Consider the following 25,205-nt stretch of genomic DNA (forward strand, 5'->3'; position numbering starts at 1 on the left):
CACTCCAACAGGGAGATGGGGGTCAGACGGCGGCGTTGTAGAACTGCTCGCTGCTTTTCTGCTCGACCAACGCCTGCTCAATCGCCGCCTGGTGCACTTCATCGGCATGCTCTTCGCGGGCTTCCGGCAGGATGCCCAGGCGCGAGAACAGTTGCATGTCCTTGTCCGCCTGCGGGTTGGCGGTGGTCAGCAATTTGTCACCGTAGAAAATCGAGTTGGCACCGGCAAAGAACGCCAGGGCCTGCATCTGCTCATTCATTGCCTCGCGGCCGGCGGACAGGCGCACGTGGGATTTCGGCATCAGGATGCGCGCCACGGCGAGCATGCGGATAAAGTCGAACGGGTCGATATCCTCGGCATTTTCCAGGGGCGTACCGGCCACCTTGACCAGCATGTTGATCGGCACCGACTCCGGATGCTCCGGCAGGTTGGCCAGTTGGATCAGCAGGTTGGCGCGATCGTCCAGGGATTCGCCCATGCCGAGGATGCCGCCCGAGCAGATCTTCATCCCCGAATCACGCACATACGCCAGGGTTTGCAGGCGCTCGCTGTAGGTGCGGGTGGTGATGATCGAGCCGTAGAACTCCGGCGAGGTGTCCAGATTGTGGTTGTAGTAGTCGAGGCCGGCCTGGGCCAGGGCCTCGGTCTGGTCCTGGTCGAGACGGCCAAGGGTCATGCAGGTTTCCAGGCCCATGGCCTTCACCCCTTTGACCATCTGCAACACATAAGGCATGTCTTTGGCCGACGGGTGCTTCCAGGCCGCGCCCATGCAGAAACGGGTCGAACCGATGGCCTTGGCGCGTGCAGCCTCTTCGAGGACTTTCTGCACTTCCATCAGTTTTTCTTTTTCCAGGCCGGTGTTGTAGTGGCCCGACTGCGGACAATATTTGCAATCTTCCGGGCAGGCACCGGTTTTGATCGACAGCAACGTCGACACCTGCACCCGATTGGCATCGAAATGCGCGCGGTGCACGGTCTGCGCCTGGAACAACAAGTCATTGAACGGCTGGACGAACAGGGCTTTGACTTCGGCCAAAGACCAGTCGTGACGCAGAGTGGCAGTGAGGCTGGCGCTCATGGGCGATTCCTTGTTTATGCTTGGGCAAGCGCTGTGGGCAGGGCAATACCCACAGGCACGACACGGATGCTCGGCATATTTAAGGAAGATTCATGCACTGTCAACCCAGGCACAAACATGAAGTTTACATCTGGTCAAAAAGCAACCAAACCTGCTTGATCTGTGATGAAGCCACCGACTCGCCCTCAACGGTGTGCAACGCCTGCGAACTCGATCTGCCGTGGCTGACGGACGGCTGCCGCGTGTGCGCCCTGCCGCTGCCGATGAGCGGGCTGATCTGCGGCGAATGCCAGCGCTCACCGCCGGCGTTCCATCAGGTGACCGCACCTTGGACCTACAGCTTCCCGGTGGACAGCCTGATCAGCCGCTTCAAGCATCAGGGCAAATGGCCTCTGGGCCATCTGTTGGCCAATCTATTGGGGCAATGCCTGCAAGACGGCTTCGACAACGCCGAACTGACCCGCCCCGACCGCCTGCTTCCCGTACCGATGGCCGCCAAACGCCTGCGCCAGCGCGGCTATAACCAAGCCGCCATGCTCGCCCGCTGGCTAAGCCAAGACCTCGACCTGGCCTTGGATGAACACATGCTGTTGCGCCCTCAAGACACCATCGCCCAGCAACAATTGGCAGCCAAACAACGCCAGCGCAACTTACTCAAGGCGTTTGCCCTGGCCCCCGACGCACAGGTGCGTGGCCAGCACCTGGCGCTGGTGGACGATGTGCTGACCACCGGCGCCACCGCCCACAGCCTGGCCCGCCTGCTGCTGCACGCCGGCGCGCGCCGGGTCGACGTGTACTGCCTGGCGCGCACGCCCAAGCCCGGCACATGACTTGACTCTGGCGCCGCCTGCCCGCAACGTCCGGTGCATTCCAAGCCAGTGTGCAGCCGTTCGCCATGCCTTTACCGTCGCTGTTGAGCCAACATATTGTCCGTCGCCCGCAACGCATCGCCTTGCTGCAACACATCGCCGAACAGGGCTCCATCACCCGGGCGGCGAAAAGCGCGGGTTTGAGTTACAAGGCCGCGTGGGATGCCATTGATGAACTGAACAACCTGGCGCAGAAACCGCTGGTCGAACGTAGCGTCGGCGGCAAGGGCGGCGGCGGTGCGCGACTCTCGGCAGAGGGCGAGCGGGTGTTGCGCCTGTATCAGCGCCTGCAAACCCTGCAGGCCCAGGTGCTGGAGGCCGCCGAAGACGCCAGCGACTTCAACCTGCTGGGCCGCCTGATGCTGCGCACCAGTGCGCGTAACCAATTGCATGGCCAGGTGATCGCCATGGATAGCCATGGTCGCAATGACCGGGTGCGCCTGGAGCTGGCCGGCGGCTTGACCCTCGATGCACAGATCACCCACGACAGCACGCTGCGCCTGGAGCTGGAAATCGGCACTGAAGTGGTGGCATTGATCAAGGCCGGCTGGCTGGAGCTGATCGCTGCCGACCAGGCGCCGGTGCCTGGGTTTAACTGCATGGGCGGCCAGGTCGAGGCGGTTCTTGATGCAGAGGATGGCCCCAGTGAGGTGCGCATTGCCTTGCCCAATGGCCTGGTGCTGTGTGCGCTGGCGGCGCCCGAGCAGCTCAAGGCGCTGGGGGCGGGTGAAGGCACGCGGGTTCAGGTGCAGTTTGCGCCGAGCAATGTGCTGTTGGGTACGCCGGTTTAGGTGATCTTTAGGGCCTCATCGCGGGCAAGCCCACTCCCACATTTGAGCGGTGTACACAGAAACATTGTGCGGGCTTGCCCGCGATAGCGATGGCACACGCGCCACCTATCCAAGGCCCGGTGCGATACCATACCCGGCCGGACGCGGCGACCTGCTGCGCGCAGGAGTTCGCATGGCCCACCCGTTTGAAACATTGACCCCCGATCTGGTTCTCGATGCTGTCGAAAGCATCGGTTTCCTCAGCGATGCTCGCGTATTGGCGCTCAACAGCTACGAAAATCGCGTCTATCAGGTCGGCATCGAAGACTCCGAGCCATTGATCGCCAAGTTCTATCGCCCCCAGCGCTGGACCAACGAGGCGATCCTCGAAGAACACCGCTTTACTTTCGAACTGGCCGAGTGCGAAGTCCCGGTCGTCGCCCCGATGATCCATAACGGTGAAAGCCTGTTCGAACACGCGGGCTTTCGTTTCACCCTGTTCCCCCGTCGTGGTGGCCGGGCGCCGGAGCCGGGCAATCTCGATCAGCTGTACCGCCTCGGGCAGTTGCTCGGGCGCTTGCATGCGGTCGGCGCCACCCGCCCTTTCGAGCACCGCGAAGCCCTGGGCGTGAAGAACTTCGGTCACGACTCCCTGAACACCCTGCTTGAAGGCAATTTCATCCCCAAGAGCCTGTTGCCTGCCTACGAATCCGTGGCCCGTGACCTGCTCAAGCGTGTGGAGGATGTGTACAGCGCCACGCCGCACAAGAACATCCGCATGCATGGCGACTGCCACCCCGGCAACATGATGTGCCGCGACGAGATGTTCCATATCGTCGACCTCGACGACTGTCGCATGGGCCCGGCGGTGCAGGATTTGTGGATGATGCTTGCTGGTGATCGCCAGGAATGCCTGGGGCAGTTGTCGGAGCTGATGGATGGCTACCAGGAATTCCACGACTTCGATCCCCGCGAACTGGCGCTGATCGAACCGCTGCGCGCCCTGCGCCTGATGCACTACAGCGCGTGGCTGGCACGGCGCTGGGATGACCCGGCATTTCCGCACAGCTTCCCGTGGTTTGGCAGCGAGCGGTATTGGGGCGACCAGGTGCTGGCGCTGCGCGAGCAATTGTCGGCGCTCAACGAAGAGCCCCTGAAACTGTTCTGACACTGGCCTCGCTGTGGCGAGGGGCTTGTGCCCTCGCCACAAAAAGTCAGCACGCATTTCCTGACAAACATCCTTACAATTGCGGCATTGTTAGCTGCCTAAGCAAGGATTCTGCATGCAAGCCGCCAACCCGCGTCGCGGGTACATTCTGGGCCTGAGTGCCTACGTCATCTGGGGCCTGTTCCCGCTCTACTTCAAAGCCATCGCCAGCGTCCCGGCGGCCGAAATCATCGTCCACCGCGTACTGTGGTCGGCGCTGTTCGGCGGTTTGCTGTTGCTGGTGTGGAAACACCCCGGCTGGTGGCGCGAACTGCGGGACAACCCCAAGCGCCTGGCGATCCTGGCGTTGAGCGGCTCATTGATCGCGGGCAACTGGCTGACCTATGTGTGGTCGGTCAACAGCGGGCGCATGCTGGAGGCCAGCCTGGGTTACTACATCAACCCGCTGGTCAACGTACTACTGGGCATGCTGCTCCTCGGCGAACGCCTGCGGCGCTTGCAGTGGGTGGCCGTCGGGCTGGCCGCCGTGGGCGTTGCGCAACAGGTGTGGCAGGTCGGCAGCTTGCCGTGGGTGTCGCTGGTGCTGGCGCTGACCTTTGGTTTCTATGGTTTGATCCGCAAGCAAGCGCCGGTCAAGGCGCTACCCGGGTTGGTGGTGGAAACCTGGATGCTGGTGCCGATTGCCCTGGCGTGGCTGCTGCTCAACCCCACAGCCCATAGCGCCAACCTGGCATTCTGGAGTACTTCCGAGGCCTGGTGGCTGGTGGCCGCAGGCCCGGTGACATTGATTCCCCTGGTCTGCTTCAACGCTGCGGCACGGCATCTGCCCTACACCACCCTGGGCTTTTTGCAGTACCTGGCGCCGACCCTGGTGCTGCTGCAAGCGGTGCTGTTGTTCGACGAACACATGAGCCCCGCCAGCCTGGTGGCGTTCGTGTTTATCTGGGCCGGGCTGGCGGTGTATAGCGTTGATGCATGGCTGAGCCTGCGCAAACGCTGATCAAATAACGTACAAAACCCTGTAGGCCACGGCCGGCGTGGCTTACAGGGTTTCACCCCAAGGTTATCCACAACCTGATCCCCGGCGTTTGTGCACAAGCCGTTGAAATTGCTCGTTTTTTGCTCAATACACTACACGCCGCGGCCGGCGTGGCCTGGCGCCGGGTCTCTACAGCTTATCCACAGGCCCATGCAAGATTTAGATGAACAACCCTGTGGACGGTTATTCCTCGCTGCGCAGTTGCAGTTCCACCATCAAATCATCGGCCAGGGTTTCCAGGGCGGCTTGCAGCGTGTCCAGTGCCAGGCTGGACGGCACCGCCAACGCGGCCTCGGCGTGAAACAACGGGTCACTGCTCATGGGCGCCGGACGCACGTCGGTGCTCAGGCGTTCCAGGTTGACCCCTTGCTTGCTCAACAGCGCGGTGATCTCGCGCACGATCCCCGGCCGGTCATTGCCCACCAGGGTCATCAGGATCGGTTTGCTCGCCGAGGCTTGCGCGCCGCTGCTCTCGCCCACCAGCACGCGGATGCCATGGGTGGACAGGTCCTCCAGGGCGCTGACCAACTCACTGCGGTTTTCCATCGGCACACTGACCCGCAGGATCCCGGCAAATTGCCCGGCCATATGGGCCATGCGACTTTCCAGCCAGTTGCCGCCGCGCTCGGCAATGCAGTGGGCAACACGTTCGACCACGCCGGGTTTGTCGGCGGCGATCACGGTGAGTACGAGATGGTCCATGGCAACAGCCCTCTTGTTGTGGATTAGCCAGTATAGGCAGATACGGGTATCGGTTGGCTCATGTGGCAGTTGGCTTGCCGGCGATGCGGGTGCTGCGGTGTAGAGGCCATCGCAGGCAAGCCAGCTCCCACATTGATCGCATGGCGGTGAGGAAAAACAAATCGTGTACCATTTTTATATTTATCTGGAACAATCCATTGGTTTTTTGAGAACATCCCATACCCCGCTGTGACCGTACAACCAAAGTGGGTCGCTAAACGACGTATTTAGTCTAATTTTCACAACCGCAACTCATCATGTAGTATGCCTCGGCGCGCACTACATAACGTTAGGTCGATGTCTGCCCAGGCGCCGTCGTAACCCCGAACACCCCGTCAGCAAGCCTTGCGCCGTTGATTGGAACCACCCAGCCGCCGTGATGGCATGTACTGGTGCCGGGTTTGTGGTTTAAATGGCCAGAGGCTTCATTGGTAAATTGAAAAGCTGAAAAGCGAATTAGCTCCGCAGAGTGAGGCAAGCAATGACTGAACACGTTCAAGTCGGTGGCCTGCAGGTCGCCAAAGTCCTGTTCGACTTCGTGAACAACGAAGCCATTCCCGGTACCGGCCTGACCGCCGACCAGTTCTGGGCCGGTGCCGACAAGGTCATCCACGACCTGGCACCGAAGAACAAAGCCCTACTCGCCAAACGCGACGATTTCCAAGCGCGAATCGATACCTGGCACCAGACCCATGCCGGCCAGGCCCACGACGCGGTGGCCTACAAAGCCTTCCTGCAAGATATCGGCTACCTGCTGCCAGAAGCGGCGGATTTCCAGGCGACCACCCAAAACGTCGATGACGAAATCGCCCGCATGGCCGGCCCGCAGCTGGTGGTGCCGGTGATGAATGCGCGGTTCGCCCTCAACGCCTCCAACGCGCGCTGGGGCTCGCTGTACGACGCACTGTATGGCACTGACGCCATCAGCGAAGCCAACGGCGCCGAGAAAGGCCAGGGCTACAACAAGGTGCGTGGCGACAAAGTCATCGCCTTCGCCCGTGCCTTCCTCGACGAAGCCGCACCACTGACCGCCGGCAGCCACGTTGACTCCACCGGCTACAAGATCGTCGACGGCAAGCTGGTGGTCAGCCTCAAGGGCGGCAGCAACAGCGGCCTGCGCAGCGACGCCCAGTTGATCGGCTACCAGGGCGACGCCGCCCAGCCCATCGCACTCTTGTTGAAGCACAACGGCCTGCATTTCGAAATCCAGGTTGACCCCAGCACCCCGGTCGGCCAGACCGACGCCGCCGGCGTCAAAGACATCCTGATGGAAGCCGCGCTGACCACCATCATGGACTGCGAAGACTCCGTTGCCGCCGTCGATGCCGATGACAAAGTGGTGATCTACCGCAACTGGCTCGGCCTGATGAAGGGCGACCTGGCCGAAGAAGTGGCCAAGGGCGGCAAAACCTTCACCCGCACCATGAACGCCGACCGCACCTACACCGGTGTCGATGGTAATGCCGTGACCTTGCATGGTCGCTCGCTGTTGTTCGTGCGTAACGTTGGCCACCTGATGACCATCGACGCGATCCTCGACGCCCAGGGCAATGAAGTGCCCGAAGGCATCCTCGATGGCTTGATCACCAGCCTGGCGGCGATCCACAGCCTCAATGGCAACAACAGCCGCAAGAACAGCCGCACAGGCTCCGTGTACATCGTTAAACCGAAAATGCACGGCCCGGAAGAAGCGGCGTTCACCAACGAGCTGTTCGGCCGCATCGAAGACGTACTGAACCTGCCGCGCAACACCCTCAAGGTCGGGATCATGGACGAGGAACGCCGTACCACGGTCAACCTCAAGGCCTGCATCAAGGCGGCCAGCGAGCGCGTGGTGTTTATCAACACCGGCTTCCTCGACCGTACCGGCGACGAAATCCACACCTCCATGGAAGCGGGCGCGATGGTGCGCAAAGCTGCCATGAAGGCCGAAAAATGGATCGGCGCCTACGAGAACTGGAACGTCGATATCGGCCTGAGCACCGGCCTGCAAGGCCGTGCGCAGATCGGTAAAGGCATGTGGGCCATGCCCGACCTGATGGCGGCCATGCTCGAGCAGAAAATCGCGCACCCGCTGGCCGGTGCCAACACCGCTTGGGTGCCGTCGCCGACCGCCGCAGCATTGCACGCGCTGCATTACCACAAGGTCGATGTATTCGCCCGCCAGGCTGAACTGGCCAAGCGCGAACGCGCGTCGGTGGACGACATCCTGACCATCCCCCTGGCGCAGAATACCGACTGGTCCGAGGAAGAAATCCGCAACGAACTGGACAACAACGCCCAGGGCATCCTCGGCTATGTGGTGCGCTGGATCGACCAGGGCGTGGGTTGCTCGAAAGTACCAGACATCAACGATGTGGGCCTGATGGAAGACCGCGCCACCCTGCGTATTTCCAGCCAGCACATTGCCAACTGGCTGCGCCATGGCGTGGTCAGCGAAGCCCAGGTCATGGAAAGCCTCAAGCGCATGGCGCCGGTGGTGGATCGGCAGAATGCCGGTGATGCGCTGTACCGCCCGCTGGCACCGGATTTCGACAGCAATATCGCGTTCCAGGCCGCGGTGGAGTTGGTGATTGAAGGGACCAAGCAGCCCAATGGTTATACCGAGCCGGTGTTGCATCGTCGGCGTAGGGAGTTCAAGGCCAAGAATGGTTTGTAACTGGTCATTGAAATGAAAAAGCCCCGGTCCTATGACCGGGGCTTTTTTATGTTGCAAGGCTTAACCTGAAACCACAATCAGGTAACTACCCGACAGCTCCAACTTACTGCCTTGCCCTGAGCCCGTTCCGTCAACCTTCAAGCCGATCAACTGACCGGTATGGTTATTACCGACGACTTTCACAACGATGGTGCCTGCAACTGGATGAGTGAATGTGCTTCCGGTTGCATCTAAATATTCAATTCCAAACTGAGTATGCGTCAGGGTATGAGTCCCGTTCTTCAGGTCCTGGCCGTAATTAATTGTCAGGTGGGTAGTAATATCTGTGTCCATTCTGACCTGGGAAGGGATACCAAAAAACTGATTCGGAGAAAAAACCTCCTGCTGACCATTGATAGAGGCGTGAATATTAGCGCTGTGTTGCGGGTTGTTTTTTTCAGTACTCATAATGAACTCCTGTTCGCGTCATTTAGAGGCGCTGATCCCAAACCAGCTCCCTCCCAACGATTAAACAAGCGCCACTCAAACCGCCGATACTGTGAAATCTGACAGTACTGACCAACGGTAAAAACACCCCCTACTGCGCCATCCCCAGCTCGCGTTTGACCATCTTCGCCAACTTCACGCTATCAATCGGCTTGAGCAAAAAGTCCACCACGCTCAGGTGCATCGCGTCGATCACGTCCGGTGCCTCGGCATCCCCCGACATGATGATGATCGGCAACGCAGCCCGGGTGGACTCGCGTACTTTGCGGATCAGTTCCAGGCCGTTGCTGGGCGCCATGCGCAAATCGGTGATCAACAAACCAATGGATGTGCTGGCATTCAAGAGTTCCCAGGCCGCCTCGCCGCTGTCTGCCGTCATGCAGCGAATGCCATCCAGCCCAAGAATCTCCGCCAACAGTTCACGGGCATCTTTATCGTCATCAACGATCAGTACCCGCTGCGGCGGTAGATCAGGCTCCAGCATCACGGCGCTTAGCGCCTCGCGCTCGGCATCGCTCAAAATATCTTGGTCGGGCATATATTTCTCAGCAGTTGCACTCAATCTCCCAGCACAGAAGTCAGACATCACCGGAAGGGCGAACAATGTGCACTTCGTCGGATAGTTTTCCTAGTGGGCGTTCTACGGGGTCTGGACGATATTCATGTAAGGTTTTTCCCTAGTCATTGAAGGCCGGATAGCTACCTAGACTTACGTCCAATGGGCACCCGCCGCGTGGGGGTCGACCATGAGGGACGATAACGACAAAAAAACTGCGGTCATGGTTATGAGTAAAGCTGATGCTTTCACCCAGGCAGGGAAAACTGCGGTATTGCAGAACATTCACGGCACCCTGCAATTCCTGCAACGCTTCCCTCCGTTCAATCAGATGGAAAACGCCCACCTGGCGTTTCTGGTGGAGCAGTGCCAGTTGCGCTTCTACGGCCCCGGCGAGAGCATTCTCAAACCGTCGGCAGGCCCTGTGGAGCACTTCTACATCGTCAAACAGGGGCGGGTGATCGGCGAGCGGCCGGATTCGGCGCAAACCACCTTCGAAATCACCACCGGCGAATGCTTCCCCCTGGCCGCGCTACTGGGGGAACGGGCGACGCGAACTGAGCACAAGGCCGCCGAAGACACGTTCTGCCTGCAATTGAACAAGCCGGCGTTTATCAAGTTGTTTGCCCTGTCCGGACCGTTTCGCGACTTTGCCTTGCGTGGGGTCAGCAGCCTGTTGGACCAGGTCAACCAGCAAGTCCAGCAAAAGGCCGTGGAAACCCTCGGCACCCAGTATTCGCTGAACACCCGCCTGGGCGAGCTGGCCATGCGTCACCCCGTGACCTGCAGCCCGCGGACGCCGCTGCGTGAGGCGGTCACACTGATGCATGAGCAGCAGGTCGGCAGCATTGTGGTGGTCGATGAACACAAGGCGCCCCTGGGGATTTTCACCCTGCGTGACCTGCGCCATGTCGTGGCCGAAGGCACCAGCGATTTCACCCAGGCCATCGAACAGCATATGACCCAGGCGCCCTTCTTCCTCAGCCCGGATCACAGCGCCTTCGACGCGGCGATTGCCATGACCGAACGGCATATAGCCCATGTGTGCCTGGTCAAGGATCGGCGCCTGTGTGGGGTGGTGTCCGAGCGCGATCTGTTTTCCCTGCAACGGGTTGACCTGGTCCACCTGGCACGCACCATCCGCAATGCACCACGGGTGGAAAACCTGGTGGCGATCCGTGGCGAGATCAGCCAGTTGGTGGAGCGCATGCTGGCCCACGGCGCGTCCTCGACCCAGATCACCCATATCATCACCCTGCTCAACGATCACACGGTATGCCGGGTCATCGAGCTGAGCATCGCAGACAAGGGCGACCCCGGCGTGCCATTCAGTTGGCTGTGTTTTGGCAGCGAAGGCCGCCGTGAGCAGACGCTGCACACCGACCAGGACAACGGCATCCTGTTCGATGCCCGCGATGCCGCCCACGCCGCCGAGATTCGTGGCCTGCTGTTGCCCCTGGCGCAGCAGATCAATCAAAGCCTGGCGCTGTGCGGTTTCACCCTGTGCAAGGGCAATATCATGGCCGGCAACCCCGAGCTGTGCCTGTCCCGTGCCGAATGGGCCCGGCGCTTTGCCGCATTTATCCGCGAAGCGACGCCAGAGAACCTGCTCAAGTCCAGCATCTATTTCGACCTGCGGGTGGTGTGGGGCGATGAGCAAGGCTGCGAGCAACTGCGCCAGGGCATGCTTGAGCAAGTGGCGGACAATCGCCTGTTCCAACGGATGATGGCCGAGAACGCCTTGCGCCAGCGTCCGCCGGTGGGGCGCTTCCGTGACTTCGTGCTGACGCGTAAAGGCTCGGACAAGGCCACCCTCGACCTCAAGGTGCAGGGCCTCACGCCTTTCGTCGACGGTGCCCGCCTGCTGGCCCTGGCCAATGGCATCGCCACCAACAACACCCTGGAGCGCTTGCGTCAGTTGGTGGATAAAGAGGTGATCGAACGCCTGGACGGCGCGGCCTATGAAGAGGCCTACCACTTTATCCAGCAAACCCGCATGCAGCAGCACCAGTTGCAAACCCGCGAGAACCAGCCCTACTCCAACCGGGTCGACCCCGACAGCCTCAACCACCTGGACCGGCGCATCCTGCGTGAGTCCCTGCGCCAGGCCCAACGCCTGCAAAGCAGCCTGGCCCTGAGGTATCAGCTGTGAGTCTGTTCAGTTGGCTGCGCCCTGCCCGGCCAGGCCTGAATGCCCAGCAACAGGCGCGCCTGCAACAACTGGCTGCCCCCAAGGCACTCGGCGAACACAGTCTGCGCGAGCAGCGCTGGGTGGTACTGGACCTGGAAACCAGCGGCCTGAACCTCAATCGTGACCAGGTGCTGTCGATTGGCGCGGTGGTGATCGAAGACGGCGCGGTCGACTTTTCCCAGCAGTTCGAACGTACCCTGCAACGGGCCGACAACAAAATCAGCCCCAGCGTGCTGATCCATGGCCTGGGCCCCAGTGCGATTGCTGCCGGATGCGATCCAGCCGAGGCGTTACTGGACTTCATGGACTTTGTCGGCGACAGCCCGCTGCTGGCGTTCCACGCACCATTCGACCAGCACATGCTTGGCCGAGCGCTCAAGGACAGCCTGGGTTATCGCCTGACCCATCCGTTCCTCGACGTGGCAGACCTGGCGCCCATGCTGTGCCCCCAGGCGCATATCCGCGAAGCCGGCCTGGATGACTGGATTGCCCATTTCAACCTGCAAGTGGGCGAACGCCATCACGCCAGCGCCGATGCCCTGGCCACCGCAGAATTGATGTTGATTCTATTCAGCCGTGCCCGCCAGCAAGGGCTGGACAGTCCTGCCGCGTTGCAACAACGCCTGAGCCAGTGGAAACGTCGCAAACAAGCCCCTTCCTTCTAACGGCTGCCGTTCAGTTAAGAGAGGCAATCGGTAACCTGTGGCGAGGGGGCTTGCTCCCGTTGGGGCGCGAAGCGGCCCTGAAACGGGAGCAAGCCCCCTCAGCAACATCCGTCCCGCCCGACCAACGCCAATTGCACCCATCCGCCACCTCTGCCACAATCGCGAATAATTCTCGTTAGTTTAAACATCTCGATTGGTGATGCCTTGTCGTCAGCCCAAAGTCCCCACAGTGAGCTTGTTGGCACGTTGTACCGTGACCATCGCGGCTGGCTGCTGGCGTGGCTGCGGCGCAACGTGGCCTGCCCCAGTCGTGCCGAGGACCTGAGCCAGGACACCTTCATGCGCCTGCTGGGCCGTGAAGAACTGCGTGAACCCCGCGAACCCCGGGCGTTTCTGGTGGCTGTCGCCAAGGGCCTGTTGTTCGACTACTTTCGCCGCGCCGCGCTGGAACAGGCCTACCTCACCGAACTGATGCTGATCCCGGAAAGCGAACAGCCTTCCCCGGAAGAACAGCACCTGATCCTCGAAGACCTCAAAGCCATCGACCGCTTGCTCGGCAAGCTGTCCAGCAAGGCCCGCGCCGCGTTCCTCTATAACCGCCTGGACGGCCTGGGCCACGCCGAAATCGCCCAGCGCCTCGGCGTGTCGGTGCCCCGGGTACGGCAATATCTGGCCCAGGGGATTCGCCAGTGCTACATCGCCCTGTATGGCCAGCCGTTGTGAGCCAGGTCAGTTCCAGACCGGTCAGCGCACGGGTGCTGGATGCGGCGATTGCCTGGCAACTGTCCCTGGACTCCGGGGACAGCAGCGCCGTGGAGCATGAAGCATTCAACAAATGGCTGGCCAGCAGCGAAGAACACGCCCGCGCCTGGCGCCAACTGGGCATGCTCGACCAGCGCTTCAGCGTGGCCAGCGGCCCGGCACGGGCGGCGCTGCTGCAATCGCGCGAAGGCATTCGGCAACGGGTGCGCAAGCTCGGCAGCGGCCTGGCCAGTGTGGTGCTGGTCTGCAGCCTGGCGGTGTTCGCCGGCCAGCGCTACGTGCCGATCAACTACTGGCTGGCCGACCAACGCACCGCCACCGGTGAACAGCGCACGCTGAAACTGGCAGATGGCACCCTGATCAACCTCAACACCCACAGCGCCATTGACGTGCGTTTTGACGAAAAGCGCCGAGTAATCGTGCTGCAGGAAGGTGAGATCTTCGTCGAAACCGGGCACAACGATGGGCGCCCCTTTGTTGTCGAGACCCGCGACGGCAGCCTGCGCGCCCTGGGTACGCGGTTTATCGTCAAGCGCGAGGACGATGGCACGCGGCTCAGCGTGTTGCAGTCGGCGGTTGCGGCGCAGCCCGAGGCGTTGCACCAGGAGCAGGTGTTCAAGGAAGGCCAGCAAGTGCTGATGCGCCGTAACAGCCTCGGCCCGTCGCTGGCCGTAACCCCCGGCGCCGACGCCTGGACCCGCGGCATGCTGGTGGTGGACAACGCGCGGCTGGGGGATGTGGTCGAGGAACTGGCGCGCTACCGCACCGGCTACCTGGGTGTGGATAAAAACGTCGCCGACCTGCGCATCACCGGCAGCTTCCCGCTGCACGACACCACGCTGGCGCTTAACGCGCTGCTGCCGACCCTGCCGGTGCAGATCGAGCAACATACGCCGTGGTGGATTAACGTGGCCGCCAGGCCCGTGCCAGACGGTTCCGTTAGCAATAATTGAATAAAGGCAATGTCGAAAACAAAGCCCTCTGCGCCCCCACTGCCGAGGCGCTGGCCACTGAATGCCGACTGCGCTGCGGGGTGGCCGGTGCGCTCAACCTCAATCGCTTCGCCGACTGCAAAAGCTACGAAGAGCGCGTGAGCATTCACAGATTTATTTTCACTTGGCCCTATCACTTTTTGATTCTCGTCCGGCACCTAGGCAATTGAGAAATATTTCCATTCCGGAGCCGCCCTATGTCCCGCACATTAGACACCTTGTTGCGCCCCAGCCTGCTAGCCGTGGCCATCGCCCTCAGCGCCCCGCTGACCAGCACCTCGCTGTTCGCCGCCGAACAGGCATCCAGTGTGCGCGCCTACAACCTGCCGGCTGCGCCATTGGCCAGCACCCTGAACCAGATCGCCAGCCAGGCCGGCCTCCCCCTGACCCTCAGCCCGGCACTAGCCGCCGGCAAGACCTCGGCCCCGGTCAAGGGCCAGTTCGATGCACCGGGCGCACTGCGCGAGGCCCTGCGTGGGACGGGGTTGCAGTTGGAGCAGAGCAGCGCAGGCACCTACACCCTGGTGGCGATTCCAGAGGGTGTGGTGTCGCTGCCGGAGACCAATATCACCGGGCAGGGGAATTACGAGAGCGCGTGGGGGCCGGTGGAGGGTTATGTTGCTACGCGGACGGCGGCGGGGAGCAAGACTGATACGCCGATTGCCGAATTGCCGCGCTCCGTGACAGTGATCACCCGTAAACAAATGGAAGACCGCTCAGTTCTCAACCTCAACGACGCGCTGCGCTATACCGCTGGGGTGCAGAGCAGCGGCTATGGTTCTGACTCGCGCAGCGATTGGTTACTGGTACGCGGTTTTGTACCGACCCAATTCCTCGACGGCCTGCCTTTGCCTAAGGGCAACTATGCCACGCCAAAAGTCGACACTTGGAGCCTGGAGCGTATCGCCGTACTGCGCGGTCCGGCTTCGTCCGTCTACGGCCAGACGCCTCCCGGTGGGTTGCTGGATATGGTCAGCCGTCGCCCACAAGCTGAAAGCAGTCACGAGGTCGAGGTACAAACCGGCACCAATAATCACAAGCAGATCAACTTCGACAGCACCGGGAAAATCGATGACGAGGGACAATTCCTCTACCGTATCGGTGGCGTAGTGCGTGACAGCGATACAGCGGTCGATCACATCCCTGACAAACGCTACAACGTCGCGCCCAGCCTGACATGGAACATCAACGACGACACCAAGCTGACCCTGCTCTCGCAGTTCACCCGCGATGACACCGGGATCACTGGTCAGTTCTTGCCGCTACAGGGCACCAAATTGTCTTCGCCTGCCGGCAAAATCTCCCACCACAAGAACCTCGGTGATCCGGACTGGGAATTCTACGACCGCACTTACTATGCGCTCGGCTATGCCTTTGAAACTCGTCTGAACGACACCTGGCAGTTCCGCCAAAACCTGCGCTATACCAAAAATGACCTGTCGTTCCAGGGCATCACTGCAGGTGGCAGTTTTTGGCCAAACGGGCCTGAGTTGGCCGTAGACGCCGATGGCAACGTGAGACGCTCAGCCGGCAAAGTCGATGAAAACATCGGGCAGTTTGCCATCGACAACAACTTCCAGGCCGACTTCCAGACCGGTGCGGTAAGCCACACCTTGCTGCTGGGCCTGGACCACCAGCGCTCTGATGCCGATGCGCGCTGGTTATGGGGTTCCGCCGGTGTTCCAACCATCAACTTCAATCGACCGGTGTATGGGCAGGACTTCTCCAAAGTCCAATACTTCACCATGTATGACTACACCCAAAAGACCCAGCAAACCGGCCTGTACGTACAGGATCAAATGGCTCTCGACAACTGGCGCCTGACTCTCGGCGGGCGTGAAGACTGGGTGCACACCGGCACCACGTTCCACAACCAGAACGACGCCACCAACACCCAGCGTGACAAAAACTTCAGCGGTAACGCGGCACTAAGCTATGTGTTCGACAATGGCGTCACTCCATACCTCTCCTACGCAGAATCGTTCCAAGCGGGCTCGGGGACACAAGTACTCAGCACTGGTGCATTCAAACCCACCAAAGGCAAACAGTACGAAGCAGGAATCAAATACCAGCCACCTGGTACCAAGGCTCTATTGACCGCAGCCGTCTTCGATCTAACACAGACAAACACTTCAGTGACTGAGGGCGGTATCACTCGCCAAGTGGGCGAGGTACGTGTGCGCGGCCTGGAGCTGGAAGCCAGCGCCGACGTCACCGAAAGCCTCAAGCTCGTAGGCTCGTACACCTATAACGACAGCGAAATCACCAAGGGCGCTGCCGGAGAAAAAGGCAACCGCATGAATCAGGTACCTCGTAACCAAGCCACCGCCTGGGCTGACTACACCTGGCACAGCGGTCCGCTCGACGGCTTTGGCGTTGGTGCAGGCGTGCGTTATGTCGGCGATACCTACGGCAACGCTGCCAATACCGACTGGGGCCATGTGGGCTCCTATACGGTGTACGACGCCTCAGCCCATTACGATCTCGGCCGCGTAAGCAGCTCTCTGAAAGGTGTCACCGTGGCGGTCGATGCCAAGAACATCTTCAACAAGGACTACCTCGCCACCTGCGATGGTTTCTACTGCTACTACGGCGACCAACGTAACGTCGTCGCCAGCGTGAACTACAAATTCTAAGACGGTTAAAAACCGCAGATGAAGGGCCGCCTCAATGGCGGCCCTTCTGCCTTTTGGAGCCGTGATGAAAAGCACAACCATCCGCCGCTGGTCCTTCATCCACACCTGGACCAGCCTGATCTGCACCGTGTTCCTGCTGATGCTGGCGCTGACCGGCTTGCCGTTGATCTTTCACCACGAGATCGATCACCTGCTGGGCAACGAACCCGAGCTCAAGCAGATGCCGGCCGATACTTCGCAGCTCAACCTTGAGCAACTGGTGTCCAAGGCCCAGGCCCATCGCCCGGGCGAAGCCATGCAGTACCTGGCCTGGGATGAGGACGACAAGAACGGGGTGGTTGCGATCATGGCGGCCACCGCCGGCACCGAGCCCAATTCGTCCCACACCTTTATGCTCGATGCGCGCACCGGGGAAAGCGTGGAGATGCCGTCGGCCAATGGCGGCTTGACGATGTTCCTGCTGCGCCTACATGTGGATATGTTCGCCGGCCTGCCGGGCAAGTTGCTGCTGGCCTTTATGGGCGTGCTGTTTGTGCTGGCGATTGTTTCCGGCACGGTGTTGTACCTGCCCTTTATGCGGCGCTTGAAGTTCGCCACGGTGCGCCAGGACAAGTCCACGCGCCTGCGCTGGCTGGACCTGCATAACCTGATCGGCGTCGTCACCCTGACCTGGGCCCTGGTGGTGGGCGTCACCGGGGTGATCAGCGCCAGTGCCGACTTGATCATCGCCGCATGGCGCAGTGACAGCCTCACCGCGATGATCGAACCCTATAAGAACGCGCCACCGCTGACCTCGCGGGCGCCGGCCACCGACCTGCTGAAGATTGCTGAGCAGGCCGCGCCGGGCATGACCCCAGACTTTATTGCGTTCCCCGGTACGCGCTTTTCCAGCGAGCACCATTACGCAGTGTTTATGAAAGGCAGCACGCACCTGACCTCGCACCTGCTGACCCCGGTGCTGATCGACGCCAGCGACCTGAGCGTCACCGCCGTGGCCGGGCGGCCGTGGTACATGGACGCCATGGGCATGTCCCAGCCCCTGCACTTTGGCGACTATGGCGGCATGCCGATGAAAATCCTCTGGGCGGTGCTGGATGTGCTGACCATCATCGTGCTGGGCAGCGGCGTATACCTATGGCTGGTGCGGCGCAAGGCGGCCAAGTCATGAGGCCAAGGCAATCGAATTTCTGGAAGGTGTTCGGGGTGCCGCTGGGGATCGGGCTGCTCAGTGCTGCCGGACTGTTTGCGGCGTTGCTGGGGGATGGGGGTTGGGATTCCCTGAGCTGGATTGGACTGGGGATCCCGTCGGTAATCGGTGTCTGGGGGTTGCTGCGGCGGCCGTAAGGGCGCCATCGCAGGCAAGCCAACTGCCACAGTTGGCAGTGTTCACACATCAAAATGTGGGAGCTGGCTTGCCTGCGATGAGGCCCGCAAAAACAACCAAGATCCCCCTCGCCAGTCACCTCGCAACTGTCTAGTCTATGGCCGACCCTTTCCGAGGATTGCCCATGTTCGCGCCCAGCATGACCTTGTTCCACAACCCTGCCTCGCCGTTTGTCCGCAAAGTCCTGGTGCTGCTCCACGAAACCGGCCAGCAAGACCGCGTTGTCCTGGAGACTGTACTGGTCACGCCGGTCAACCCGATCACCGCGTTGAACGAGGGCAACCCGCTGGGCAAGATCCCGGCCCTGCGCCTGGCCGATGGCAATGTGTTGCACGACAGCCGGGTGATCCTCGACTACTTCGACCACCAGCATGTCGGCAACCCGCTGATCCCCCGGGACGGCTCGGCCCGCTGGCGTCGCCTGACCCTGGCCTCGATGGCCGACGGGATCATGGACGCGGCCGTATTGGTACGCTATGAAACCGCCATGCGCCCGGCCGACAAACACTGGGATAGCTGGCTGCAGGAGCAGCGCAACAAAATCCGCCGCGCCCTGGCCGAATTGGAACAGGACGCTATCGCTGAACTGGCCAGCCATTTCGACATCGCCGCGATCAGCGTCGCCTGCGCCCTGGCGTATGTGGACTTCCGCCACCCCGACCTGCAGTGGCGTTCAAGCAATCCCAAACTGGCCGCCTGGTACGCCGAGGTCAGTCAGCGGCCGTCAATGTTGGCGACCCAGCCGCCGGCCTGATTCCTGTAGCAACCCGTTATGGGTGGCGAGCGAGGCTTGTTGTGGCGAGGGGGCAAGCCTCCTCGCCACAACAAGGCCATTAGCCACAAAGGTGTCGCGCCACTCCGGAAACAGCGCGTTAATTTTTCCCACCAGTTGTGCCTTCTCCCGCTGATCCTCCCGTAGCCCGATCATTGCATCACCTCCAACTCGGCCGCCTTACGCTTGCCCACCCCATACCAGTCCAGTTTGCGTGTCAGCACCATCACCGTACCCAGCAGCCCGAACAGCAACAGCGAGCCCATCAACAGCGCGTAGTCCTCGGCACTCAACAACCCGTACAGCAAGCCATACAGGGCCGCCAACCCCGTCGAAAACCCCAGCCCATGGGCCACGCTGCGCAGCACATGGCACACGTAAAAACCGATCAACAACACACAGGCACTGGCCGAGATCAGGTACGCCAGGGCAAAGCCGATATGCTCGGACAACGACAGCAACAGCAAGTAGAAAAACGCCAGGGCCACCCCCACCAACGCATACTGGATCGGGTGCACCGCCAGGCTCTTGAGCACTTCAAACAGGAAGAAACCGGCGAACGTCAGGGCGATGAACAGCAGCGCATATTTGATCGCGCGATCGCTCTTGAGGTACTGGTCCACCGGGTCGATAAAGTTCACGCCAAAGCTGCGTTCGTTGAAGTCCTCGCAGCGACTGCCAACCACACAGCCGTACAACGATTCCTCAAGGTTGGTGGAGAAGAACGAGGTCTGCCAGTTGGCGCTGAAGCCTTGGTCGTTGATCTCACGCTGCGCCGGCAGGAAGTTGCCGACAAAGCTCGGATGGGGCCAGTTGGAGGCCAGCTTGACCTTGCTGGTCTTGCCCACCGGCAGTACCTGCAGTTGCTCGGTACCCTGCAGGCGCAGGTCGAAGGCAAAATCCAGCGGCGCGGGGTTCTTACTGTCCTGGGTCGGCAACATCACGTGTACGCCAGCGCCGAGAAAGCTCACTTGGGTGCCCGGGGCAAACTCCAGGCGCTGGCTGCCCAGCTCCAGTTTCAGGGCGTTTTCAATGCCGCGGATATCGCTGATACCGACCGCCAAAAATGCCTGGCCAAACTTGTAATCGGCAAAGTCCTCCTTGATGCCCATTTGCGCCGGCAGCACAAAGCGGCCGCTGATGCGGTTGTCGGCATGGAACAGTCGCGCCTGGTAGATTCCTCGCGCCCGCAGTTCGGTTTGCACCTGCCCATCGAGCTCGAACTGCTCCGGCAGGAAGTACAGGCGGCCCTGTTCTTCACTGAGCACTTCATAGCGTTTGTTGAGTTTTTCGTTGAGCTTCCACTCACGCACGGTCTTGCGAAACGGCACCACCATCAATGGCCCGCTGACCTGCTGGCTGTAGCTGGAGCTGCGGGCAATGTCCATCACGACGCCGTCGCGCAGTTCCTGGCGCTCGTTGATGATGCCGTTGATCATCAGCAACGGAATCAGCAATAGCAGGATCAGCAGCGCGATGGCGCCCAGTTTGAATAGCAGGCTGCGGTTCATGGGTCTCTCCCTGTTTTGATGGGGAGAGTCTGGCGGCGGCCTGTGGGGGATTTATGAGGGCAATGTGGAGACTGTGTGGAGATGCAGCACCACTTCCACGCCACCCGGCACGTTGCCGATCTGCAAGGAGCCGCCGTGCAGCTTCATCACTTCTTCGACAAAGTTCAGGCCCAGGCCGGTGCTTTTGCGGCCACTGACCGGACGCGGCAGGGAATAGAAACGCTCGCTCAGGCGTGGCAGGGCGTATTCGGGGATCGGTTCGGCCTGGTTGAACAGGCGCACATCCACAGCATGGTGCCGCACCTGGGCGCTGAAACGCAGCGTGCCGCCGGGCGGGGTAAAGTCCAGGGCATTTTCCAGCAGATTGCCCAGGGCCTGACGCAGCAGAAACGGCTCGCCAAACAGCTTTACGTCGGCTTCGATCAGACGTTCGACCTGCAACCCGGCCTGCTCGATCCGCGCGCATTGCGCCTTGAGGACCTCATCGACCAAGGCGGCCAACGGTACCGAAATCTGCTGCTCCAAGCCCTGGCGCTGCTCGACCTGGGCCAGGTTCAGCAGGCGTTCGATCAACTGCTGCAAGCGCGCGCTTTCACTGGCGATATTGCCGACGAACCGCTGCTGCTGGGCGACTGTCATTTCCCCCTGCAACAGTTCCGCCGCACCGCGAATCGCCGCCAACGGGCTTTTCAGTTCGTGGGTCAGGGTGTGCACATAACGCTCGACATAGGCCTTGCCTTCCAGTTGCGTGCGCATGTGCTCCACAGCGGTGGATAACTGCGCCAACTCGCCGCCACGATAATGCGGCAACTCGGCGCGACGCCCTTCGCTGACCGCCTGGGCATAGGTGGTCAGGCGCCGTAGCGCCGCGCTCAACCACCAGGACAACAGGGCCCCCAACAGCAAGCCCAGCGCCACCAGACCGGCGCCGTACCACAGCAGACGGCGCTCGGTACGGTCGACATAAGGCTGCAGCGAGCTGTTGGGCTTGGCCACCGTAACCACGCCTATGATCTGCCCGTTATCGCGGATCGGCGCGCCCACGTGCATCACCGAGGACGCCGGGTCATCGGCATCGCTGCGGGTCGAGCGGGCGCCGTACTCACCGCGCAGGGTCAGGTACACATCGTTCCATTTCGAGTAGTCCTGGCCCACTGCCGTACCGCTGGAATCCAGTAACACGACACCCTTGGCGTCCGTCACATAGATGCGGTGGTTGACCTGGTTTTTCGCCAGGCCCCAGATGGTTGCCCCCGGCTGGCGCTCGCCGTAGGCCTTGAGCACGGTGGGCCAGTGGCTTTGGCCAAGGGTGCCGTTCTTCACATCGTCACGCAGGATTTCCGCCAGCAGGTTGGCGGTGTCCACCAGGGTTTCTTCGGTGGACTGGCGCACGCCGGGGCGGATTTCCTTCATGACGGTGTTGAGCACAAAGTAGCCGGTCAGGCCGATAAACAGCGCATACACCAGGAAAATCCGCAGCCCCAGGCGCATCAGGCGTGGCTCGGGCTGTAGCTGTAGCCCAGGCCGCGATGGGTCTGGATCGGCTCGGCCTCGGCAACCACGCCCCGCAGCTTGCTGCGCAGGCTTTTGATATGGCTGTCGATATTGCGCTCGTAGCCGGCATCGGCGGCCACGCCGACCGCATCCAGCAACTGCTCGCGACTGAACACCCGTTCGGGCTGTTCCAGCAGGCAATTGAGCAGGCGGAATTCATGGCGAGTCAGGCCCAGCAACTGGCCGCGATACTGGATCTGCACCCGCTCGTGGTCCACCTGGAACAGCCCGCCGCTGGCCGGCACTGCCACCGGTGCCACGCGCTTGAGGATCGCCTTGACCCGCGCCGCCACTTCCCGTGGGCTGAAGGGTTTGACCACATAGTCGTCGGCGCCGATTTCCAGGCCCACCACGCGGTCGATCTCGCCGTCGCGGGCACTGAGAAACATCACCGGCACTTCGCTGAAGCGGCGCAGTTGCTTGCAGGTTTCAAAGCCGCTGATGTCCGGCAGGCCGATGTCGAGGATCAGCATGTCTGCCGGGGTCTGCCGCTGATGCTCCAGCGCGGCCTGGCCGAGGGTCAGCCAGGTGGTGGTGAAGCCTTCGCCCTGCAGGGCAAAAATCAGCGTATCGGCTATCGCCGCTTCGTCTTCGACAATCAGGATATGGGGCATGGCGTCCGAGCACTGGGAGCTAAAGGTGAACGGTGCCCCATGCCTTGTGCGGCGTCAATCAGCAGTCAGGTTTGTCGGCGGTGTAGCGCCGGGCCGGGTTCACCGCAGCGCCGAACTCGCGCAGCGCCTTGGCGCCGATCAGCAGCGGGTAGTTGAAGCTGCTGCGGTCGGTGAGGTTGACCTCCACCGTGCGCTTGACGTTGCCCAGGCACATTTCCAGCTCCACCACCGGGCGCTTGGCCACGCCGCTGTCTTCCTTGTCTTCGTCTTCGTCGGCGCGGTTCTTGATCTTGCTGATGCGCGCCACTTTGTGTTCATAGACCTTGTTGCTCACATCCTTGCCACTGAGACGGAACCGCACCCAGTCCTCGCCATCGCGGGTGAAGGTCTGGATGTCGCGGGCCGACAGCGAGGCGGTCAGCGCGCCGGTGTCCATCTTGGCCTTGAAGGTCTCGCCGATTTCCGGCAACTGGATATATTCGTAGCGCCCGTACAGGGTCGGCTCGGCGGCCATCACGGGCAGGGCAACCACGGCTAACAGGGCAAGGAGGGATTTCACGTAGGAGGTTTCCTTGAAGGTAAGTAGGCCAATACTAGACTGCAAACACAGCCCGAAGTTGGATCGTTACCCAGCATACGCAACACAAAGTGAAACATTCGTCAGGTCAATTGCGATTTGGCCTCTAGACTCAAGCTGCTTATCATGGCCCGTCCAACCGTTTGCAAGAGTTCCTTATGCGCCGCCTGCTCACCGGCTGTTTCGTCACACTGCTGCTGTTACTCAACACGCTGATCCTGATCGGCCCGCTGATGGTCTTCGCCCTGCTCAAGCTGGTGGCGCCCGGGCGGTCACGGGACTATGCCTCCCGGGCCGTGATGTGGATTGCCGAGACCTGGGCCGAGATCGACAAGCTGATCTTTGCCCTGTGTATCCCCACCCAATGGGATATTCGCGGCGATACCGGGCTGAGGGTCGATACCTCGTACCTGGTGATCAGCAACCATCAATCCTGGGTGGATATCCCGGCGCTGATCCAGACCCTCAACCGGCGCACGCCATTTTTCAAATTCTTCCTGAAAAAGGAGCTGATCTGGGTGCCGTTCCTGGGCCTGGCCTGGTGGGCCCTGGATTACCCGTTCATGAAGCGCTACACCAAGGCATTCCTGGCCAAGCATCCGGAACTGGCGGGCCAGGACCTGAAGATCACCAAACAGGCCTGCGAGCTGTTCAAGCGCCAGCCGGTGACGGTGGTCAACTACCTGGAAGGCACGCGCTTTACCGAAGCCAAGCGGGCCCAGCAGAACTCACCGTTCACTCGCCTGCTCAAGCCCAAGGCCGGTGGCGTGGCATTTGTACTGGCGGCCATGGGCGAGCAGTTGGATGCGATCCTCGACGTGACCGTGGTCTATCCACAGGACAGGATTCCAGGATTCTGGGATTTGATCAGCGGCGCGGTGCCCCGGGTGATTGTTGATATCCGCACCCGCGAGCTGGATCCGGCGTTGTGGCAGGGGGATTACGAGAATGATCCGGCGTTTCGCCAGAGCGTCCAGAACTGGGTCAACCAGCTCTGGCTGGAGAAGGATGCGCGCCTTGATGAGCTTATCAGGTGACTCGTCGCAGCCCGTGACGGCCACCTGGCAGGCTGGTTCATTTAAAACTTGATCGATGCCCCGGCACCGGCACTAAAACCCACACCGGCAACGCTCCCGGAGGCGTCCGCGCCGCCGGAGACACGACCCGTTTCCGAATCAGGCTTATTGCCGTTGATCATTTCATCGTAAGACATGAACTTCATGCCTGCAGCCTTCTCGAACTCCTCCCTGGTCATCTTGCTGTAGTCGACCGGGGGTTTCCCAAATACCGGGAATGAATTGCGCGATATTGTTGATTCGCTCATTGGAAGATCTCCTTAAAGGGAACGACACCCGGTCTGGAGCCCCCTCGCTGGGGGAGGAGAAGGCCGAGTTCCAGGCGGGTGTAGATCAGTGGTTAGAGCCGACCGCTCAGTTCCCTGGATGACTTCACACCGAGGTGTTTTTCAGCTCCCCGCCCCCCAGATGCCGGCTAGCTTGCCCAGTACTGAACTGTCGGCACCCTGGCCACCCAGGTACTGCAGGATCACCGGGGCAAACTGGCCGATCATGCCGCTGTCCATGCCCAAGGCGCTGAACGCAGTGTTCAGGTCGTTGGCGTCCTTGACGTTCCCCAACAGGCCATCGAGGCCGCTGGTCTTGCTGCCACCGGTTTGGCCGAGCATGCCGCTCAAGGCGCCAAGGCTGCCCAAAGCGTTGCCACCCGACAGCTTATCCAGGCCCGGCACGCTTTTGCCCAACTGCGAATAATCAGTGCTGCTGAGTTGGTTCTTGGCCAGGCCCAACATCGCACCGGTGCCACCGACGGCCTGCTCCGGGGTGACATTCAACTGTTTGGTCAACGCCCCCAGCAAACCTGCGGTTTGTGCGCTCGGCGCAGAGGCGGCGGCCTTGTTGGTGCCCTGGGCGCCAGCAACGGCGTTGGCCACATCACCCAGGCTGAAGCCTGCTGCAAATACCGGGCTGGCCGCCACGGTCAGGAGGCAGGACAGGGCAAAACCGCGTGAAATCTTCATCGAGACAACCTCGTAAATGTAGGAGCTAAAGCAGCCGTTTGACCCAGCATCCCACCGGTTGTTCCAGCTCACAGATTTGTTCAGAAAAGCCCCAAAAACCGACACCATCAAACTGCCACTAGGAACCCATCGCCAGCCACAGGGTC

25 protein-coding genes are annotated in these 25,205 nt (G+C 61.1%); 15 read left to right on the forward strand and 10 right to left on the reverse strand.

Annotated elements, in window-relative coordinates; translation table 11 throughout:
* Window positions 1-22: 22 nt before the first annotated feature.
* The gene (gene bioB, locus PSH73_RS24095; RefSeq protein ID WP_057440290.1) at window positions 23-1,078 is read right to left on the reverse strand and encodes a biotin synthase BioB; all 1,056 of its coding nucleotides are present in this window, start codon (window positions 1,076-1,078) and stop codon (window positions 23-25) included.
* Between the two features lie 92 nt (window positions 1,079-1,170).
* Here bioB and PSH73_RS24100 point away from each other — a divergent pair, with 92 nt between their 5' ends.
* From PSH73_RS24100 to rarD, 4 genes are all read left to right on the forward strand, one after another.
* Complete coding sequence (locus PSH73_RS24100) at window positions 1,171-1,908, forward strand: ComF family protein (protein ID WP_120734252.1); 738 nt, start codon at window positions 1,171-1,173, stop codon at window positions 1,906-1,908.
* Between the two features lie 65 nt (window positions 1,909-1,973).
* The gene (locus PSH73_RS24105; RefSeq protein ID WP_128593319.1) at window positions 1,974-2,738 is read left to right on the forward strand and encodes a TOBE domain-containing protein; all 765 of its coding nucleotides are present in this window, start codon (window positions 1,974-1,976) and stop codon (window positions 2,736-2,738) included.
* A 172-nt stretch (window positions 2,739-2,910) separates the two neighbouring features.
* A complete protein-coding gene (locus PSH73_RS24110; protein ID WP_032858595.1) occupies window positions 2,911-3,885 on the forward strand; it encodes a serine/threonine protein kinase in 975 nt (324 codons plus the stop codon).
* Between the two features lie 115 nt (window positions 3,886-4,000).
* Window positions 4,001-4,885 (forward strand): EamA family transporter RarD, encoded by an 885-nt coding sequence (gene rarD / locus PSH73_RS24115; RefSeq protein ID WP_057960816.1) that lies wholly within the window; start codon window positions 4,001-4,003, stop codon window positions 4,883-4,885.
* Between the two features lie 222 nt (window positions 4,886-5,107).
* Here the strand turns inward: rarD and PSH73_RS24120 are convergent, their stop codons facing one another.
* The gene (locus tag PSH73_RS24120; RefSeq protein WP_057440288.1) at window positions 5,108-5,626 is read right to left on the reverse strand and encodes a glycine cleavage system protein R; all 519 of its coding nucleotides are present in this window, start codon (window positions 5,624-5,626) and stop codon (window positions 5,108-5,110) included.
* A gap of 520 nt (window positions 5,627-6,146) precedes the next feature.
* Between PSH73_RS24120 and PSH73_RS24125 the strand changes: the two genes are divergently transcribed.
* Window positions 6,147-8,324 (forward strand): malate synthase G, encoded by a 2,178-nt coding sequence (locus PSH73_RS24125; RefSeq protein WP_057960817.1) that lies wholly within the window; start codon window positions 6,147-6,149, stop codon window positions 8,322-8,324.
* Between the two features lie 60 nt (window positions 8,325-8,384).
* On the opposite strand, the gene PSH73_RS24130 is transcribed toward PSH73_RS24125, so the two are convergent.
* Together PSH73_RS24130 and PSH73_RS24135 are read right to left on the reverse strand one after the other, a co-directional pair.
* On the reverse strand, window positions 8,385-8,771 hold the full coding sequence (locus PSH73_RS24130) for a hypothetical protein (RefSeq protein ID WP_057960818.1): 387 nt from the start codon (window positions 8,769-8,771) through the stop codon (window positions 8,385-8,387).
* 130 nt (window positions 8,772-8,901) lie between these two features.
* Window positions 8,902-9,348 (reverse strand): response regulator, encoded by a 447-nt coding sequence (locus PSH73_RS24135; protein WP_057440286.1) that lies wholly within the window; start codon window positions 9,346-9,348, stop codon window positions 8,902-8,904.
* 247 nt (window positions 9,349-9,595) lie between these two features.
* Here PSH73_RS24135 and PSH73_RS24140 point away from each other — a divergent pair, with 247 nt between their 5' ends.
* The 9 genes from PSH73_RS24140 (at window position 9,596) to PSH73_RS24180 (ending at window position 18,750) form a co-directional block, all read left to right on the forward strand.
* Entirely contained in the window at window positions 9,596-11,518 is a 1,923-nt protein-coding gene (locus PSH73_RS24140; RefSeq protein WP_057440285.1) for a putative nucleotidyltransferase substrate binding domain-containing protein, read from the forward strand.
* On the forward strand, window positions 11,515-12,222 hold the full coding sequence (locus PSH73_RS24145; protein WP_120734256.1) for a PolC-type DNA polymerase III: 708 nt from the start codon (window positions 11,515-11,517) through the stop codon (window positions 12,220-12,222). The genes PSH73_RS24140 and PSH73_RS24145 overlap by 4 nt, the downstream gene beginning before the upstream one ends.
* 204 nt (window positions 12,223-12,426) lie before the next feature.
* Complete coding sequence (locus PSH73_RS24150; RefSeq protein WP_057440283.1) at window positions 12,427-12,945, forward strand: RNA polymerase sigma factor; 519 nt, start codon at window positions 12,427-12,429, stop codon at window positions 12,943-12,945.
* Window positions 12,942-13,937 (forward strand): FecR domain-containing protein, encoded by a 996-nt coding sequence (locus tag PSH73_RS24155; RefSeq protein WP_305461491.1) that lies wholly within the window; start codon window positions 12,942-12,944, stop codon window positions 13,935-13,937. Before PSH73_RS24150 ends, PSH73_RS24155 begins: the two co-directional genes overlap by 4 nt.
* Window positions 13,934-14,146, forward strand: a complete 213-nt coding sequence (locus PSH73_RS24160) for a hypothetical protein (protein WP_305461493.1) — start codon at window positions 13,934-13,936, stop codon at window positions 14,144-14,146. The genes PSH73_RS24155 and PSH73_RS24160 overlap by 4 nt, the downstream gene beginning before the upstream one ends.
* Before the next feature lie 27 nt (window positions 14,147-14,173).
* A complete protein-coding gene (locus PSH73_RS24165; protein WP_198792494.1) occupies window positions 14,174-16,612 on the forward strand; it encodes a TonB-dependent siderophore receptor in 2,439 nt (812 codons plus the stop codon).
* A gap of 64 nt (window positions 16,613-16,676) precedes the next feature.
* Window positions 16,677-17,780, forward strand: a complete 1,104-nt coding sequence (locus tag PSH73_RS24170; protein ID WP_169990375.1) for a PepSY domain-containing protein — start codon at window positions 16,677-16,679, stop codon at window positions 17,778-17,780.
* The gene (locus tag PSH73_RS24175) at window positions 17,777-17,956 is read left to right on the forward strand and encodes a hypothetical protein (RefSeq protein ID WP_057440280.1); all 180 of its coding nucleotides are present in this window, start codon (window positions 17,777-17,779) and stop codon (window positions 17,954-17,956) included. The genes PSH73_RS24170 and PSH73_RS24175 overlap by 4 nt, the downstream gene beginning before the upstream one ends.
* A gap of 164 nt (window positions 17,957-18,120) precedes the next feature.
* Window positions 18,121-18,750: a glutathione S-transferase gene (locus PSH73_RS24180; RefSeq protein ID WP_057440279.1), complete on the forward strand. Its 630-nt coding sequence runs from the start codon at window positions 18,121-18,123 to the stop codon at window positions 18,748-18,750.
* Window positions 18,751-18,920: 170 nt separating this feature from the next.
* Here the strand turns inward: PSH73_RS24180 and creD are convergent, their stop codons facing one another.
* Genes creD through PSH73_RS24200 form a run of 4 tightly spaced genes read right to left on the reverse strand, consistent with a single transcriptional unit; the run spans window position 18,921 to window position 23,006 of the window.
* Window positions 18,921-20,279, reverse strand: a complete 1,359-nt coding sequence (creD, locus tag PSH73_RS24185) for a cell envelope integrity protein CreD (protein ID WP_057440277.1) — start codon at window positions 20,277-20,279, stop codon at window positions 18,921-18,923.
* Between the two features lie 51 nt (window positions 20,280-20,330).
* On the reverse strand, window positions 20,331-21,770 hold the full coding sequence (gene creC / locus PSH73_RS24190) for a two-component system sensor histidine kinase CreC (RefSeq protein ID WP_115129161.1): 1,440 nt from the start codon (window positions 21,768-21,770) through the stop codon (window positions 20,331-20,333).
* Window positions 21,770-22,447, reverse strand: coding sequence for a two-component system response regulator CreB (gene creB, locus PSH73_RS24195; RefSeq protein ID WP_057440276.1), 678 nt, complete (start codon window positions 22,445-22,447; stop codon window positions 21,770-21,772). Before creB ends, creC begins: the two co-directional genes overlap by 1 nt.
* Window positions 22,448-22,505: 58 nt before the next feature.
* Window positions 22,506-23,006: an ATP-dependent zinc protease gene (locus PSH73_RS24200; protein WP_057960826.1), complete on the reverse strand. Its 501-nt coding sequence runs from the start codon at window positions 23,004-23,006 to the stop codon at window positions 22,506-22,508.
* Window positions 23,007-23,182: 176 nt separating this feature from the next.
* Here PSH73_RS24200 and PSH73_RS24205 point away from each other — a divergent pair, with 176 nt between their 5' ends.
* Window positions 23,183-24,061 (forward strand): acyltransferase, encoded by an 879-nt coding sequence (locus PSH73_RS24205; protein WP_057960827.1) that lies wholly within the window; start codon window positions 23,183-23,185, stop codon window positions 24,059-24,061.
* 41 nt (window positions 24,062-24,102) lie between these two features.
* On the opposite strand, the gene PSH73_RS24210 is transcribed toward PSH73_RS24205, so the two are convergent.
* Window positions 24,103-24,348, reverse strand: a complete 246-nt coding sequence (locus PSH73_RS24210) for a hypothetical protein (RefSeq protein WP_057960828.1) — start codon at window positions 24,346-24,348, stop codon at window positions 24,103-24,105.
* A gap of 141 nt (window positions 24,349-24,489) precedes the next feature.
* Window positions 24,490-25,059 carry a DUF2780 domain-containing protein gene (locus PSH73_RS24215; RefSeq protein ID WP_057960829.1) on the reverse strand — a complete coding sequence of 190 codons (570 nt, stop codon included), beginning with the start codon at window positions 25,057-25,059 and terminating at the stop codon, window positions 24,490-24,492.
* Window positions 25,060-25,205 lie beyond the last annotated feature (146 nt).

Origin of the sequence: Pseudomonas sp. FP2294 (genome assembly GCF_030687625.1) — a bacterium.
In the GTDB taxonomy this organism is placed as follows: domain Bacteria; phylum Pseudomonadota; class Gammaproteobacteria; order Pseudomonadales; family Pseudomonadaceae; genus Aquipseudomonas; species Aquipseudomonas shahriarae.

Excerpts from the sequence above, each read along its gene's own strand:
- bioB (WP_057440290.1), bottom strand. The coding sequence starts at position 1,078 with ATGAGCGCCAGCCTCACTGCCACTCTGCGTCACGACTGGTCTTTGGCC.
- PSH73_RS24100 (WP_120734252.1), top strand. The coding sequence starts at position 1,171 with ATGCACTGTCAACCCAGGCACAAACATGAAGTTTACATCTGGTCAAAA.
- PSH73_RS24105 (WP_128593319.1), top strand. The coding sequence starts at position 1,974 with ATGCCTTTACCGTCGCTGTTGAGCCAACATATTGTCCGTCGCCCGCAA.
- PSH73_RS24110 (WP_032858595.1), top strand. The coding sequence starts at position 2,911 with ATGGCCCACCCGTTTGAAACATTGACCCCCGATCTGGTTCTCGATGCT.
- rarD (WP_057960816.1), top strand. The coding sequence starts at position 4,001 with ATGCAAGCCGCCAACCCGCGTCGCGGGTACATTCTGGGCCTGAGTGCC.
- PSH73_RS24120 (WP_057440288.1), bottom strand. The coding sequence starts at position 5,626 with ATGGACCATCTCGTACTCACCGTGATCGCCGCCGACAAACCCGGCGTG.
- PSH73_RS24125 (WP_057960817.1), top strand. The coding sequence starts at position 6,147 with ATGACTGAACACGTTCAAGTCGGTGGCCTGCAGGTCGCCAAAGTCCTG.
- PSH73_RS24130 (WP_057960818.1), bottom strand. The coding sequence starts at position 8,771 with ATGAGTACTGAAAAAAACAACCCGCAACACAGCGCTAATATTCACGCC.
- PSH73_RS24135 (WP_057440286.1), bottom strand. The coding sequence starts at position 9,348 with ATGCCCGACCAAGATATTTTGAGCGATGCCGAGCGCGAGGCGCTAAGC.
- PSH73_RS24140 (WP_057440285.1), top strand. The coding sequence starts at position 9,596 with ATGAGTAAAGCTGATGCTTTCACCCAGGCAGGGAAAACTGCGGTATTG.
- PSH73_RS24165 (WP_198792494.1), top strand. The coding sequence starts at position 14,174 with ATGTCCCGCACATTAGACACCTTGTTGCGCCCCAGCCTGCTAGCCGTG.
- PSH73_RS24170 (WP_169990375.1), top strand. The coding sequence starts at position 16,677 with ATGAAAAGCACAACCATCCGCCGCTGGTCCTTCATCCACACCTGGACC.
- PSH73_RS24175 (WP_057440280.1), top strand. The coding sequence starts at position 17,777 with ATGAGGCCAAGGCAATCGAATTTCTGGAAGGTGTTCGGGGTGCCGCTG.
- PSH73_RS24180 (WP_057440279.1), top strand. The coding sequence starts at position 18,121 with ATGTTCGCGCCCAGCATGACCTTGTTCCACAACCCTGCCTCGCCGTTT.
- creD (WP_057440277.1), bottom strand. The coding sequence starts at position 20,279 with ATGAACCGCAGCCTGCTATTCAAACTGGGCGCCATCGCGCTGCTGATC.
- creC (WP_115129161.1), bottom strand. The coding sequence starts at position 21,770 with ATGCGCCTGGGGCTGCGGATTTTCCTGGTGTATGCGCTGTTTATCGGC.
- creB (WP_057440276.1), bottom strand. The coding sequence starts at position 22,447 with ATGCCCCATATCCTGATTGTCGAAGACGAAGCGGCGATAGCCGATACG.
- PSH73_RS24205 (WP_057960827.1), top strand. The coding sequence starts at position 23,183 with ATGCGCCGCCTGCTCACCGGCTGTTTCGTCACACTGCTGCTGTTACTC.
- PSH73_RS24210 (WP_057960828.1), bottom strand. The coding sequence starts at position 24,348 with ATGAGCGAATCAACAATATCGCGCAATTCATTCCCGGTATTTGGGAAA.
- PSH73_RS24215 (WP_057960829.1), bottom strand. The coding sequence starts at position 25,059 with ATGAAGATTTCACGCGGTTTTGCCCTGTCCTGCCTCCTGACCGTGGCG.